The sequence below is a fragment of the Marinobacter sp. F3R08 genome (genome assembly GCF_018860425.1).
Lineage (GTDB): Bacteria > Pseudomonadota > Gammaproteobacteria > Pseudomonadales > Oleiphilaceae > Marinobacter.
In genome coordinates this window covers 145,074-158,662 of the sequence record NZ_JAHKPI010000016.1, presented here as the reverse complement: position 1 = coordinate 158,662, position 13,589 = coordinate 145,074, and the positions used below count along the sequence as shown (strand labels likewise).

The 13,589-nt window shown below is 56.3% G+C and carries 13 protein-coding genes; 10 read left to right on the top strand and 3 right to left on the bottom strand.

The genetic code is table 11. From position 1 onward, the window contains the following. On the bottom strand, nt 1-360 hold a 360-nt coding region (locus tag KO499_RS12265), incomplete at its 3' end, for a phosphatidylserine decarboxylase (RefSeq protein ID WP_215984045.1). Nucleotides 361-534: 174 nt separating this feature from the next. Here KO499_RS12265 and motA point away from each other — a divergent pair. Both motA and motB read left to right on the top strand, forming a co-directional pair. Next, nucleotides 535-1,386, top strand: coding sequence for a flagellar motor stator protein MotA (gene motA, locus KO499_RS12260; protein WP_215984044.1), 852 nt, complete (start codon nt 535-537; stop codon nt 1,384-1,386). A gap of 31 nt (nt 1,387-1,417) precedes the next feature. Beyond that, nucleotides 1,418-2,377 carry a flagellar motor protein MotB gene (gene motB / locus KO499_RS12255; RefSeq protein ID WP_215984043.1) on the top strand — a complete coding sequence of 320 codons (960 nt, stop codon included), beginning with the start codon at nt 1,418-1,420 and terminating at the stop codon, nt 2,375-2,377. Nucleotides 2,378-2,388: 11 nt separating this feature from the next. Here motB and rsgA read toward each other — a convergent pair whose 3' ends face one another. Then, nucleotides 2,389-3,444 carry a small ribosomal subunit biogenesis GTPase RsgA gene (gene rsgA / locus KO499_RS12250; RefSeq protein ID WP_215984042.1) on the bottom strand — a complete coding sequence of 352 codons (1,056 nt, stop codon included), beginning with the start codon at nt 3,442-3,444 and terminating at the stop codon, nt 2,389-2,391. Nucleotides 3,445-3,650: 206 nt separating this feature from the next. Here rsgA and orn point away from each other — a divergent pair, with 206 nt between their 5' ends. Continuing rightward, nucleotides 3,651-4,193 (top strand): oligoribonuclease, encoded by a 543-nt coding sequence (orn, locus tag KO499_RS12245; protein ID WP_215984041.1) that lies wholly within the window; start codon nt 3,651-3,653, stop codon nt 4,191-4,193. Here orn and queG read toward each other — a convergent pair. Continuing rightward, nucleotides 4,188-5,267, bottom strand: coding sequence for a tRNA epoxyqueuosine(34) reductase QueG (queG, locus tag KO499_RS12240; RefSeq protein WP_215984040.1), 1,080 nt, complete (start codon nt 5,265-5,267; stop codon nt 4,188-4,190). The two genes, orn and queG, sit on opposite strands and share 6 nt — an antisense overlap. Before the next feature lie 148 nt (nt 5,268-5,415). Here queG and KO499_RS12235 point away from each other — a divergent pair, with 148 nt between their 5' ends. From KO499_RS12235 to hflX, 7 genes are all read left to right on the top strand, one after another. Further along, entirely contained in the window at nt 5,416-6,969 is a 1,554-nt protein-coding gene (locus KO499_RS12235; protein WP_215984039.1) for an NAD(P)H-hydrate dehydratase, read from the top strand. Continuing rightward, nucleotides 6,966-7,463: a tRNA (adenosine(37)-N6)-threonylcarbamoyltransferase complex ATPase subunit type 1 TsaE gene (tsaE, locus tag KO499_RS12230; RefSeq protein WP_215984038.1), complete on the top strand. Its 498-nt coding sequence runs from the start codon at nt 6,966-6,968 to the stop codon at nt 7,461-7,463. The genes KO499_RS12235 and tsaE overlap by 4 nt, the downstream gene beginning before the upstream one ends. 83 nt (nt 7,464-7,546) lie before the next feature. Beyond that, the gene (locus KO499_RS12225) at nt 7,547-8,860 is read left to right on the top strand and encodes an N-acetylmuramoyl-L-alanine amidase (RefSeq protein ID WP_215984053.1); all 1,314 of its coding nucleotides are present in this window, start codon (nt 7,547-7,549) and stop codon (nt 8,858-8,860) included. Between the two features lie 20 nt (nt 8,861-8,880). Continuing rightward, entirely contained in the window at nt 8,881-10,782 is a 1,902-nt protein-coding gene (gene mutL / locus KO499_RS12220) for a DNA mismatch repair endonuclease MutL (RefSeq protein ID WP_215984037.1), read from the top strand. A gap of 28 nt (nt 10,783-10,810) precedes the next feature. Further along, nucleotides 10,811-11,815 carry a tRNA (adenosine(37)-N6)-dimethylallyltransferase MiaA gene (miaA, locus tag KO499_RS12215; RefSeq protein WP_215984052.1) on the top strand — a complete coding sequence of 335 codons (1,005 nt, stop codon included), beginning with the start codon at nt 10,811-10,813 and terminating at the stop codon, nt 11,813-11,815. A gap of 33 nt (nt 11,816-11,848) precedes the next feature. Beyond that, nucleotides 11,849-12,100 (top strand): RNA chaperone Hfq, encoded by a 252-nt coding sequence (hfq, locus tag KO499_RS12210; RefSeq protein ID WP_215984036.1) that lies wholly within the window; start codon nt 11,849-11,851, stop codon nt 12,098-12,100. Nucleotides 12,101-12,218: 118 nt separating this feature from the next. Then, the gene (gene hflX / locus KO499_RS12205; protein WP_215984035.1) at nt 12,219-13,517 is read left to right on the top strand and encodes a ribosome rescue GTPase HflX; all 1,299 of its coding nucleotides are present in this window, start codon (nt 12,219-12,221) and stop codon (nt 13,515-13,517) included. Nucleotides 13,518-13,589: the final 72 nt, after the last annotated feature.

Below are 13,589 nucleotides of genomic sequence, written 5' to 3'. Positions count from 1 at the left end.
AAAGGCCAGTTCTTTCAGGCTGAAAGACTGGCCTTTGGCCTGGAAAACACGGTCCCCGGTTACCTGTCCGAGTTGGCTGATTGCGCCATCGACGGGGCTGACCAGTGTTTTTTCACCACTTGCCAAGGGGCGGATGCCCGGCTTCAGTGCCCGGGTGAAGAACGCATTGAAGGTGGGGTAGGCTTCAGGAGTCGGCTCGGCAGCTTCACTCATATCAACGCCGTAGCGGTTGATAAACCATTTAATCACCCGGTTCTTGAGCGCAGGGGAGCGGTCGTTGTCGGCCAGGCGGCCGGCCAAATTGGAAACCCCCAGTTGCGGCGTAATGTACTGGCTCAGAACAAAAAGCTTGTCGAACATTAAAAGTGATCCTTTGCACTCAAAGAGCCGAAGTTTATCAAACACTGCGACCTGTATAGAAATTGTTTCACGGCTTCGCGGTTATGGCGTGGCCTTGCTATTATCAGATCTCCTTTTGCGTGACAGCTTCCGGCTTCGGCCGTTAACCAAGAAAATAAGGCGTGCTTAGTTACCATGTTACTGATCATCGGCGGAGTTATTGTTCTGGCCAGCGTAATGACTGGCTATATTCTCCATGGCGGCAATTTGATGGTGCTCTGGCAACCAACCGAAGTGTTGATTATTTTCGGGGCGGCGCTGGGATCATTCATCATTGCCAATCCGCTACACACCTGCAAAGAAGTGGTTGGTAAAGGGCTTCAGTTGCTGACCGGATCCCCGTTCAACAAGTCTTTCTACATGGACTTGCTCAGCTTGCTGTTCGAAATATTTGATAAATCCCGTAAACAGGGTGTGATGTCGATTGAAGAGGACATCGACAACCCGGAGTCCAGTCAGATCTTCAGTCGCTATCCGGCAATCCTGAAGTCCAAGGAATTACTGGCGTTTATCACCGATTACCTGCGAATCATCAGTTCCGGAAATATGGCGACTCATGAGCTCGAAGGCATGATGGAGAACGAGATCGACAGTCGCCAACATGAGTTGGAAGAGCCCGCCCACGCGGTTAACAAAATCGCCGATGCCCTGCCGGGACTGGGTATTGTCGCGGCAGTGCTTGGTATCGTGATCACCATGAACTTCCTCACCGAAGGGCCGGAGAAAATCGGTTTGAGTGTGGCCGCGGCTCTTGTGGGTACGTTTCTGGGTATCTTTATGGGTTATGGCTTCGTCGGTCCCACATCCATTGCTATGGAACATGCGGCAAAGTATGAACTGAAGGCCTACGAGTGCGTAAAATCCGCGATTGTTGCGACCGTCGCCGGGCAGGCTCCCCAGATGGCTATTGAGTTTGGTCGGAAGGCACTGCCTACGGATAAAAGGCCCGAATTCCAGGAATTGAACGATCACGTTCGTTCCAAGTAGTACCTCCAGTACCTGACTGCGGAGTCAAATCGTGGAAGAGCAGCCAATCATCATCAAGCGCAAAAAGGTTATTGCCGGCGGTCATCACGGCGGTTCCTGGAAAGTTGCGTTTGCTGATTTTGCGACCGCCATGATGGCGTTCTTTCTTGTGCTGTGGCTAACCGCTACAGCATCGCCAGAACAGAAAAAAGCCGTTGAGGGCTATTTTCGGGATCCGGTAGGTTTCACTGAGGGTGGCTCCCCTAATCCGGTGGATCTTGAGGGCAGTGCCTCGGTTGTGAACGAGGCGAGTCCGGATATCGAATCCAGCCAGATCCAGATTGAAGATGAAATCGTGGATGAGCTCTCTGAAACCCTCGAGCAGAGGCGAATGGAGCAGTTGTTTCAGGAGCTTAAAGAGAGGATAGATGAGAATGAAACTCTCCAGGAGTTCAAGGATCAGTTGCTGATCGATATCACCGACGAAGGTTTGCGTATACAAATCGTTGATCGATCGGGGCGTCCGATGTTTGATAGCGGCAGGGCTGAGCTCAAGTACTACTCGCAGGATATTCTGTTTGAGCTTGCGAAAACCCTTGGCTCAGTGAACAACAAGCTCAGCATTACCGGGCATACCGATTCAACACCGTTTAGCGGCCGTCCGGGTTACACCAACTGGGAGTTGTCAGCCGACAGGGCCAATACCGCCCGGAGAGCTCTGGTTGCAGGTGGTGTTCGCCAGCAGCAGATTGCCCGCGTTGTGGGGTTGAGCGATTCCGTTCTGTTTGACAGGGAAGACCCGAATGCACCGGTAAATCGCCGTATCTCCATTATCGTCCTGAACAAGAAAACCGTGGATAACATCCTGAGCAGTGCCGGGCAGGCTGATGAGCCTCTGATTGATTTGACCCAGCCCTCCGAGGCGGAGCAGGAAGCGGCCCGCGAGCGTCTTGAAAGTGGCGATTGGTTGCAGGAGCAGGAACAGCCGGCACCGGGAGAGTTGAACTGGTAGGTCGGGAACGATCAGTTCGCTTTCAGTCCGCGGGCCTGCTGCTCTGCCATATCCTGAAGAATCCGGTGGAAACTTTTCAGTCGTTCCGGGCTGATTTTTCCCTCCTCAGCGGCATTGTCGATGGCGCAACCGGGGTCGCCCATGTGCCGGCAGTTGCGGAACTTGCAGGTGCCAATCACCTCCCGTATTTCCCGGAAGCCATATTCGATTTCCTGCGTTGTCATGTGCCAGAGCCCGAACTCACGGATGCCCGGTGAGTCAATCAGCTCGCCTCCCAGGGGCAGGTGAAACAGTTTGGCCGTGGTCGTGGTGTGAACTCCCTTGCCGGTACTCTCTGACACAGCCCCAACTCGAATAGCCTCATCGGGCATCAAGGTCTGAATAATCGATGACTTGCCCACCCCGGACTGACCAACAAAGACGCTGGTCTGATCCTTTACCAGTGCCTCAACCTCCGGCGATGGTTTGTCGCCTGACTCGGCCGCAGACGTTCGTACGACCTCGTACCCCAAGGCTTTGTAACGCCCCAGAAGCGCATCGATGTGCTCCCGGTTCTTGTCAGTGATCAGATCGGTCTTGTTTAACAGAACCACCGCCGGAATGTCTGTGATCTCTGAAGCCACCAGATACCGGTCGATCAGATTGTCGTGAGGTTCCGGCTCAGGCGCAATCACAAGAATAATATGATCAATGTTGGCGGCTACCGGCTTCAGGGCGCCGAAGTTATCCGGCCGCTGTAGCAGGTTCCGGCGTTCACTCCGGGCGACAATGACGCCGGTTTCGTTTTTCCCCTGCCGCCAGACAACCTTGTCTCCGGTCACCAGGCTGTCTATATTGGCCCGGACAAAGCACCGCACAACATTACCGGCCGGCTCTCCCTCGAGTGCTTCTACATCGAGCTGTTGTCCATAGTGAGCAATGACTAACCCTTCCTGCTCCGGGCCAAGTTCACCGGCATCAGCCTGTTCCTGAACTTTCTTTTCCTTGCGCGCCGCCCGGGCAGCCCGTTCTTCCTGGACTTTCTTGATGCGGAATTGCTGCTGTTTGTTCAGTCGCCGTTTTGCCATGTAGATTGTTGATGCCAAATTTGGTTTGCATGAGGTGTTACATCATACGTTAATCGTCCACAATACACAGAGATTTCAGGCCGGTGAAACCCTTGTGTTGTTAGGCCGGATAAAGGATTTTGAAGTAGCTCCGATTTTGCACGCGGGGGCGGAACCACCGTCCCGCCCCTGCAAACCCCAAATCTCGCAAGCTGGGAATGAAGAAAATGACAGAAGGCAATCGCCTCGTTTGGATTGATCTGGAAATGACAGGCCTGGATCCGGAGAAAGAACGGATCATCGAAATGGCAACAATCATCACCGACTCAGAGCTCAATGTCGTAGCGGAAGGGCCGGTAATAGCCGTCCACCAGCCGGACACACTTCTGGGCTCCATGGACGAATGGTGCACGAGAACCCACGGGGAGAGCGGGCTTATCAAGCGCGTTCAGGAGAGCGACACCTCTGAAGCGGAAGCTGAGCAGCAGACTATTGAATTCCTGAAAGAATACGTCGAAAAAGGGCAGTCCCCCCTGTGCGGCAACAGCATTGGCCAGGATCGTCGATTCCTGGTCAAGTACATGCCCGAGCTGGAAGATTTCTTTCATTACCGGAACCTCGATGTGTCCACGGTCAAAGAACTTGCCCGCCGCTGGCGCCCGGATGTCTTGGCTGGAGTGAAAAAGAAAGGCAGCCACCTTGCCCTGGACGATATCCGGGATTCCATCAATGAACTGCGCCATTATCGGGAACAGTTCTTCAAGCTATAGCCCGTGCCGGGCCAGCGCCCACTGAACATGTTCGCGGACCAGCTCGGAAGGGTGGTCCGCACGTTTCTTGAGGGCTTCAATCACCGGGATGGTTGAGGGGGCGTTGCCGAGCCCCACGGCCAGGTTCCTCAGCCAGCCCTGGTAGCCTGTTCTTCGAATGGCCGAGCCTTCGGTGCGTTTCAGGAACTGCTCCTCGGTCCACAGAAACAATTCCGCCAGCGAGCTGTTGTCCAGTCCGTGTCTGGGCTGAAAGTCTTTCTCCTCGGCCGGCTTACTGAACTTCTGCCATGGGCAGACCAACTGACAGTCGTCACAGCCGAACACCCGGTTGCCCATCAATGGTCTCAGTTCCTCGGGGATGCTTCCCCTGAGTTCGATGGTCAGGTAGCTGATGCAGCGCCGGGCGTCGAGCTTGTGAGGACCGACAAAGGCGTCCGTAGGACAGAGGTCAAGGCACGCTGAACAGCTGCCACAGTGGTCGGATTCAAAGGGTTCATCCAGGGCAAGGGGTGCGCTGGTGAAAATCTCGCCGAGAAAAAAGAAAGAACCTGCCTTGGGATGGATCAGCATATTGTTTTTGCCAATCCAGCCAAGGCCGGCCCTCTGCGCCAGAGCGCGCTCCAGTACAGGTGCGCTGTCTACGAAGGCCCGGTAGTCGTATCCGCTAACGGCTTCATCAATCTTCGCTGCCAGCTGAGCGAGACGTTTGCGGATCAGCTTGTGGTAATCCCGGCCCAGGGCGTAGCGAGTGACGTAGGCTCCCTCCCGGTTAGTAAGTGCCTCTTTAGGGCTGTCCGGTGAGGGCAGGTAGTCCATCCGCACAGAAATGACCCGTGTTGTGCCTGGCACCAGCGAGGTGGGCGTGTAACGCTTGTCACCATGGTAGGTCATATAGTCCATTTCGCCCTGGTAACCTGCCGCGAGCCAGTCCAGCAGATGGTCGGCGTGTTCGCCGGTGTCCGGGGTGGTAATGCCCACATCTGAAAAGCCGAATTCAGCTGCCCACTGGCGGATAAGAGCCGGGAGCTCTGCAAGTTCCGGGTGCGTTGTGGTGCAGGGTGATGTGGCGCTCATAGTCACTGCCGATAGTAGGGGGTCTCAGGGGAGCCCGGGTACGGATATTAAATTTGATTAAGTTATGACCTTTTCTGCTGTTTTGCTATGCTTTACAGATATCTGGCCAATTTTCTTAAACCGGTTTCTTTAACGGGAGCAAAGGTCCATGCCGCCTTCCGCTGGGCACAGTTTACCAGACGCACTGTTTTCCGCCGATGCGGTCAGGCGGATTGATCGCTATGTAATTGATCAGCAAGGTGTTGATGGGTTCGATCTGATGCAGGCTGCTGCCCGGGCCGCCTTTCGCTGTCTGCTACGGCATTGGCCAGAGTGCGGGTCGGTTCTGGTTCTTTGCGGTGCGGGAAACAACGGCGGAGACGGCTATCTCGTCGCAGCCAATGCCAGGAGGCACGGTCTGGGCGTAACCTGTGTCGCCGTTGCGCCAACCGGAAAACTGTCCGGTGACGCCCGGAAAGCATGGCAAAAGGCCGTGACGGATGGCGTCGACGTACTGGAGCTTGAGGCTCTCAGCGAAGCTTCACAGGATGAACTGTTTGCCGGCGCAGGTCTAATCGTGGATGCCATGCTGGGTACGGGTGTGTCAGGGGCGCCCCGGGAACCTTTTGTCGCCCCGATAATCCGGTGCAACGCGTCGTCAGCGCCGGTCCTTGCGGTGGATCTGCCTTCGGGGTTGAATGCTACCACGGGAGCCGCCGAAGGAGATGTGGTTCACGCGGCGATGACGGTGACCTTTATCGGTCTCAAGCTTGGACTGTACACCGGCCAGGGCCCCGCGGTGTGTGGTGAAGTGATTTTTGAATCTCTGGATACCGGCGATGCTCTCGCTGGCAGTGGCCAGACGCCGATAGCCTGCCGCCGAGACTGGGGTTCGGTGATGTCCTGGCTGTCGCCTCGGCCTGCCAATGCCCATAAGGGGCAGTTTGGGCATGTACTGGTGGTGGCGGGTGATCGGGGCTTTGGCGGCGCCGGCCTGTTGGCAGCGGAAGCCGCTTCGCGCTCCGGGGCCGGGCTCGTCTCGCTTGCCACCCGGCCTGAACATGTGACCGCTGCCCTGGCTAGGTGTCCGTCGGTGATGGTTCATGGCCTGATTCATGGCTCGGAGTTGCCGTCGCTGTTGGATGCTGCTTCTGTTGTTGTTTGTGGTCCCGGTATCGGGCGAAGTGCCTGGGGGCGGCAGATGCTGGAGCAGGTCATTGCCAGCAGTAAGCCAAGGGTGCTGGATGCGGATGCTCTGAACCTGTTGTCCGGTCGGGTCGCTGTGCCGGCAGACAATCATATTCTCACGCCCCACCCAGGGGAGGCGGCAAGGCTGCTCAATTGTCGGGTGCCGGAGGTGGAAGCGGACAGGTTGGCGGCTGCCAGGAAATTACAGGCACTGTATGGCGGTACGGTTTTGTTAAAGGGGGCCGGGACCGTTGTGGCTTCTGAGGGCGGTGCCTTCGATATTATCAGCGGCAGCAATCCGGGCATGGCCGCTGGGGGAATGGGGGATGTGCTCTCGGGGATTATCGGATCTCTTCTTGGCCAGATTGGCGATGGGCAGAAATCCGCCGTCATGGGAGCGGCCGCCCATTTGGCAGCAGCGAACAGGGCTGCTGAAGCCCGAGGGTTTATCGGATTGATACCAACCGATGTCATCGATGCACTGCCATCGGTGTTCCGGGAATCTGAAAAAAGCCCGGAGGCTGGAGAGCGATGAGCATTATGGGCAACGAACGCCGCTTTTTTCTGGATGGTGAGGCTGAAACTGAGCGGCTTGGCGGTGAACTGGCGAGAGCCGTCGCTGCATCCGGTCATGGCCTGGTTGTCTATCTGGATGGCGATCTGGGTATGGGGAAAACAACCCTCAGTCGAGGGATCATGCGTGGGCTTGGTCACGAGGGCGCTGTGAAAAGCCCGACCTATACGCTGGTAGAGCCTTACGAATTCCTGAATCCGCCGGCTTACCATTTCGATCTTTATCGCCTGGGCGATGCAGAGGAACTGGAATACATGGGGATCCGGGACTATTTCGCTGATGGAAGTCTGTGTCTGATTGAGTGGCCTGAGCGTGGTAAAGGCATATTGCCTGAGCCAGACCTGGAAATTCATCTGGAGGCTCAAGGCAAAGGGCGTTCTGTGGTGATGAGGGCTCGCTCAGAGCAGGGGGCTCATCTGGTTAACGAACTGGCGCTGACAGGTTATGCACAATAGCGAGCCCGGAACCGGGATTAAACTGGCAGGTATGCTTTATGACACGTTCACAGCTTTGTAAACCATTGGCCTGGTCGCTTGCGATGTTGCTGGCCGCATTTGCGTTGCAGGTTTCGGCTGCGACTCAGGTTGAGAGTGCCCGAATCTGGCCCGCGCCCGATCATACGCGGCTGGTTCTGGATACCGGAGGCCAGGTAGAGCACAACATCTTCTCTCTGACCGGACCGGACCGGCTGGTTATTGATCTGAAAAATGCCAATCTGAAAACCGACTTCTCCGATCTGGAGCTTTCCGGCAGTCCAATCAAGCGGATCCGGAGCGCGCCGAGAAATGGTAACGATGTGCGAGTGGTTCTGGACCTCAAGGCCGGTATCAAGCCTCGGAGCTTTCAACTCGAGCCCAATCAGCAGTATGGCCACAGGCTTGTGGTCGATCTCATTGATGAAGGTGGCAGCCGGCTGGAAAAGGCCTCGACGCCGACAGTAACGCAGGATTCGTCCGGGAAGCGGGACGTAATCGTGGTCATTGATGCCGGGCATGGGGGGGAAGATCCCGGTGCCATTGGTCCCCGTGGGACTCATGAGAAAGATGTGGTTCTTAAAATGGCGAAAACCCTGGCCAGCCTGATTAATGGCCGTCAGGGTTATACCGCCAAGTTGACTAGGACCGGCGACTACTACATTGGCCTTCGCAATCGCACGATTCTGGCAAGGAAATATAATGCTGACCTGTTTGTGTCGGTTCATGCCGATGCATTCCGGACGCCACAGCCCAAGGGGGCCTCGGTCTTCGCGCTCTCTCAGCGTGGTGCTACCAGTGAAACCGCCCGTTGGTTGGCCAACAGTGAGAACCGGTCTGACCTGATCGGTGGAGCCGGGGGATTGTCGCTGGATGGTCGGGATGACATGCTTGCGGGCGTTTTGCTGGACCTTTCAATGACGGCCAGTATCAATGCCAGCCTTGGTGTTGGCAGTTCGGTACTCGGGGAACTGGGTGGCGTGGCAAAGTTGCACAAGACTGGCGTCGAGCAGGCCGCTTTTGCGGTGCTGAAATCACCGGACATTCCCTCAATTCTCGTGGAGGCCGGGTTCATCTCGAACCCTCAGGAGGAGAAGAATCTGGCCACAGAGTGGTATCGCAACAAGCTGGCTGGGGCCATCATGAAAGGCATTGATGACTACTTCCAGAAAACGCCACCTCCGGGCACGCTTCTGGCGTGGCAGAAGCAGAACCGCCAGGGTGGGGGCGATGTCAGTCATTACCGTATACAGCGCGGCGACACGCTTTCCGGGGTGGCTCGAAAAAATCAGACCACCGTCAGTGAACTGATGCAGTTTAACGACCTTCGGGACGACCGTGTTATTGTAGGGCAAACCATTCGTATTCCCGCGTCCTGATCAAGAGGTTTTTCCTGAATATGCCCTCCATTCGATTGCTGTCACCACGGCTCGCGAACCAGATTGCCGCGGGTGAAGTAGTGGAACGACCCGCTTCTGTCGTCAAGGAGCTGGTGGAAAATGCTCTTGATGCCGGTGCCAGCCGGGTCGATGTTGAAGTGGAGCAGGGTGGTGTAAAGCTGATTCGGGTTCGGGATGACGGTAACGGTATTCAAGAGGATGATCTGCCTCTTGCTCTCAGTCGTCACGCCACTAGCAAGATTGCCAGTCTGGATGACCTCGAAGCTGTCGCCTCCCTGGGATTTCGCGGGGAGGCGCTTGCCAGTATCAGTTCTGTTTCGCGACTGACCTTGACCTCAAGGACGGCATCTCAAGAAGCCGCATCCAGAGTGGAAGTCGAAGGCCGGGAGATGGATGCGAGGATTTCACCTGCTGCCCATCCTGTGGGAACAACGTTAGAAGTCCGGGATCTTTTTTTCAACACGCCAGCCCGGCGAAAGTTCCTGCGCACCGAGAAGACTGAATTCAATCACGTAGAAGAGTGCGTACGCCGGCAGGCTCTGAGCCGTTTTGATGTTGGCTTTACCCTGCGTCACAACCAGCGCGTTGTACAGAGCCTGAGGCCAGCCGAAGCCGCCATCGATCGCGAACGGCGCATTGGCGCACTATGCGGTCAGCAATTTATCGATAACGCAGTGGTTATCGATGCGGAAGCCACAGGGCTGAGACTGTGGGGCTGGGTAGCTCTTCCCACGTTTTCGCGCAGTCAGGCAGACCTTCAGTACTTTTTCGTCAATGGCCGCGTTATCCGGGATCGCCTGGTGGCCCATGCCGTGCGCCAGGCCTATCGGGACGTACTTTACAATAATCGCCATCCAGCCTTTGTGCTCTATCTGGAGGTTGATCCGGCGACCGTGGATGTAAACGTCCACCCGACCAAGCACGAAGTCAGGTTTCGAGATGGCCGGCTGGTTCATGATTTCATTTTCAGGACACTGCACAAAGCGTTGGCCGACGTCCGCCCGGACGATCATCTACGTGGCGCGGTGGCACAGTCTTTTGGCCGTGAATCCGCGGGGCAAGCGCAGGAGGCCGGTGTTGCAACGGGAGCATCCTGGAGCGGCCAGCCATCGGTGCCAGACAGCGGCCATCCGGGCACTTCGGTTACCGGGTACGGTGGCCAGTCCCAACCGCAACAGGAGTGGCATGCCAATGACCAGATGGCGTTTTACCAGTCCCTGAATGCCGGGGGTGGCAGCGAAGGGCAGCGGCCTATGCCGGTCACCAGCAGCGGTGTCGATGCACCGGTGCCGACACCGCCCGTGGACAGTGATCAGGAACCGCCTCTTGGCTACGCCATTGCCCAGCTGCACGGGATCTATATCCTTGCTCAGGGGCGTGCGGGACTGATCGTGGTGGATATGCATGCTGCCCATGAACGCATTACCTACGAGCGAATGAAACGGGCGCTTGTGGAGCAGGATCTGACAAGTCAACCTTTGTTGGTCCCGCTATCTCTGGCGGTTAGCCAGAAAGAGGCCGCTCTGACCGAAAGTCACGGCGAAGAACTGCAAAAACTGGGGTTGCAGCTTGAGCGGATTGGACCGGAAACCCTGGCCGTAAGGCAGGTGCCTGCACTCTTGCGTGGTGCCGATACCGAGCAGCTGGTGCGCGACGTGCTGGCGGATCTGATTGAGCATGGCCAGAGCGATCGGGTCGAAGCGGTGACACACGAATTACTGGGAACCATGGCGTGTCATGGTTCAGTCCGGGCGAACCGGCAGCTGACCATTCCGGAGATGAATTCTCTGCTGAGGGATATGGAAGCGACCGAGCGTAGCGGCCAGTGCAATCACGGGCGGCCTACATGGACCCTGGTGACCATGTCCGAGTTGGACAAGCTGTTCCTCAGGGGGCGCTGAGGTGTCTTTACCTCCCGCGATCTTCCTGATGGGGCCCACGGCTTCGGGTAAAACCGACTTGGCGATATCCCTGTGTGAACGCCTGCCGTGCGACATTATCAGCGTGGACTCTGCGATGATCTATCGGGGCATGGACATCGGTACGGCCAAGCCGACCGCTGACGAACTGGCCCGAGCCCCCCATCGGTTGATCGACATCTGCGACCCGGCCGACACCTACTCGGCCGCGGATTTTTGCCGGGATGCCCTGGCGGCGATGAGCGAGATCACTTCTGCAGGTCGGGTTCCCTTACTGGTGGGAGGGACCATGATGTACTTCAAAGCGTTGCTTCACGGTATGTCGGGCCTGCCATCGGCCAGTCCCGCTGTGCGGCGGGCTCTGGAGAAGGAGGCGGAAGAGCGGGGCTGGGAGGCTTTGCACGGGGAGTTGCAAAGGCATGATCCGGTCGCAGCACAACAGATTCACCCCAATAATCGGCAGCGACTGATGCGGGCACTGGAGGTCTTGCGCCTTACCGGAAAGCCCATTTCCGAGTTCTGGAAGGCTGAATCGGGTGCTGACGAACAGCCCGCAGCATCGGGTCAGAGCGATGATATCAAGGATTACACCTATTTCACCCGCTGGCAGGCAGACGAAACACCATTGCTTCCGTATACTGTTACACAGCTTTCCGTCATGCCGCCTGAGCGACAGGTCCTTCATGAGAGAATTCACCAGCGTTTCCTGAAAATGCTTGAGGCTGGCTTTCTTGATGAAGTTCAAGCGTTGATGCTCAGACAAGACTTGCATCCCGATCTCCCTTCTATGCGTTGTGTCGGGTATCGTCAGGCCTGGAGCTACTTGTCCGGGCAGGATGATTACGAGACGTTTGTCGGTAAGGGCGTGGCAGCGACGCGCCAGCTTGCGAAGCGGCAGTTGACTTGGTTACGGAAGTGGTCTGACGTTGAGTGGCTGAACAGCGACGACAAACTTATCGTCGAGTCAGCCTTGAAAAAAATCCAACTTCACACCACATTAAATTGTGAAAAATGACGATCTGCATTTACTAAAAACAGGAGAAAACACATGTCAAAAGGGCATTCGTTACAAGACCCTTACCTCAATGCATTGCGCAAGGAACGCATTCCGGTGTCCATCTTTTTGGTCAACGGTATCAAACTGCAGGGCCAGATTGAGTCCTTTGACCAGTTCGTGATTTTGCTGAAGAATACTGTCAGCCAGATGGTTTACAAGCACGCTATTTCTACCGTGGTTCCTGCACGCAATGTTCGCATTCCGCAGCAGGTTCCGGGCGGTGAGGACGAGTCTGAAGACTGATCTGTCTGCTTCCCGGCTTTGCCACCCGCGCTCCAGAGGGTCCTGTTAATGGGCCTTGTGGCCGCGGGTGTTTGTTTTTACGACACCCATAATCAGATTTCCCCGGAGTTGATGCCAATTGTTTGAACGTCCTGATGTTGGTGAGCGTGCGGTTCTCGTCCACATCGATTTTACTGCCCACGATGGCACCGAAGATCCCGGAGAGTTTCGGGAGCTGGTAACGTCTGCTGGCGTTGAGCCTGTTTGTACCGTTACCGGATCGCGCAAGCAGCCGAGCCCCCGATTTTTCGTTGGTGAGGGCAAGCTGGAAGAGATTCGTGATGCGGTGGCAGCGAACGATGCCGATGTGGTGCTGTTCAATCACGCCCTGAGTCCCCGTCAGGAGCGAAATATCGAGCAGGAATTAAAATGCCGTGTGCTAGATCGTACCGGTGTGATTCTTGATATTTTTGCTCAGCGAGCCCGAACTCATGAAGGCAAACTGCAGGTGGAGTTGGCTCAACTTGAGCACATGTCTACCCGTCTGGTTCGTGGCTGGACCCACCTTGAGCGCCAAAAGGGCGGTATCGGCCTGCGGGGTCCGGGTGAAACCCAGCTGGAAACGGATCGCCGTCTGTTGCGGGAACGGATAAAGTCGATTCATAAGCGTCTTGAAAAGGTGCGTCGTCAGCGAAACCAGGGGCGAAGAGCCCGTGAACGGGCTGACATTCCGACAGTGTCGTTGGTGGGTTATACCAACGCGGGAAAGTCGACGTTATTCAACCTTATCACTACTTCCTCCGTATATGCTGCAGACCAGTTGTTTGCGACGCTGGATCCAACGCTGCGCAGGCTGGAACTTCCGGATATCGGGCCGGTCGTAATGGCGGATACTGTGGGCTTCATCCGACACCTTCCTCACAAGCTGGTGGAAGCGTTTCGGGCTACGCTGGAGGAAACCACGCAGGCAACACTGTTGCTGCATATTATCGACAGTCACGACCCGAGACGTGACGAGAACATCGAGCAGGTCGAAGAGGTTCTGGCCGAGATCGGGGCAGATGACGTTCCCGTGCTTCAGGTTTTCAACAAGATTGATCTGCTGGAGGATTTCGAGCCAAGAGTGGAGCGGAATGAAGAAGGCATTCCGGTGCGGGCCTGGGTGTCCGCTGTAACTGGCGAAGGCCTGGAAGGCCTGTTCGACGCAATCGTTGAGCGGGTGGCGGATGATGTTGTTCATCATTTTGTCTTGCTTGGCCCTGAGGAAGGTAAGTTGCGCGCGCTGTTGCATGAGGCTGGTTCTGTACTCAGTGAGGAGTACCGCGAAACCGGCGATACGGTTGTGGAGGTGCGCCTGGAGAATCGGGACTGGCAGCAACTGCTGAGTCGCGCCGGAGTAGATGAGGACGCAGTCAGGCTGGAAGTTGGCCACGCCTGAAACCGCGGTGGCTATTGCCGACGCGTAGATAAATCCCTAGTATTTGCAGCCATTCTATTTATAAGTCAGTAA

Coding starts and splice junctions, on each gene's coding strand:
- motA (WP_215984044.1), top strand. CDS start 535: ATGTTACTGATCATCGGCGGAGTTATTGTTCTGGCCAGCGTAATGACT.
- rsgA (WP_215984042.1), bottom strand. CDS start 3,444: ATGGCAAAACGGCGACTGAACAAACAGCAGCAATTCCGCATCAAGAAA.
- orn (WP_215984041.1), top strand. CDS start 3,651: ATGACAGAAGGCAATCGCCTCGTTTGGATTGATCTGGAAATGACAGGC.
- queG (WP_215984040.1), bottom strand. CDS start 5,267: ATGAGCGCCACATCACCCTGCACCACAACGCACCCGGAACTTGCAGAG.
- KO499_RS12235 (WP_215984039.1), top strand. CDS start 5,416: ATGCCGCCTTCCGCTGGGCACAGTTTACCAGACGCACTGTTTTCCGCC.
- tsaE (WP_215984038.1), top strand. CDS start 6,966: ATGAGCATTATGGGCAACGAACGCCGCTTTTTTCTGGATGGTGAGGCT.
- KO499_RS12225 (WP_215984053.1), top strand. CDS start 7,547: ATGTTGCTGGCCGCATTTGCGTTGCAGGTTTCGGCTGCGACTCAGGTT.
- mutL (WP_215984037.1), top strand. CDS start 8,881: ATGCCCTCCATTCGATTGCTGTCACCACGGCTCGCGAACCAGATTGCC.
- miaA (WP_215984052.1), top strand. CDS start 10,811: ATGGGGCCCACGGCTTCGGGTAAAACCGACTTGGCGATATCCCTGTGT.
- hfq (WP_215984036.1), top strand. CDS start 11,849: ATGTCAAAAGGGCATTCGTTACAAGACCCTTACCTCAATGCATTGCGC.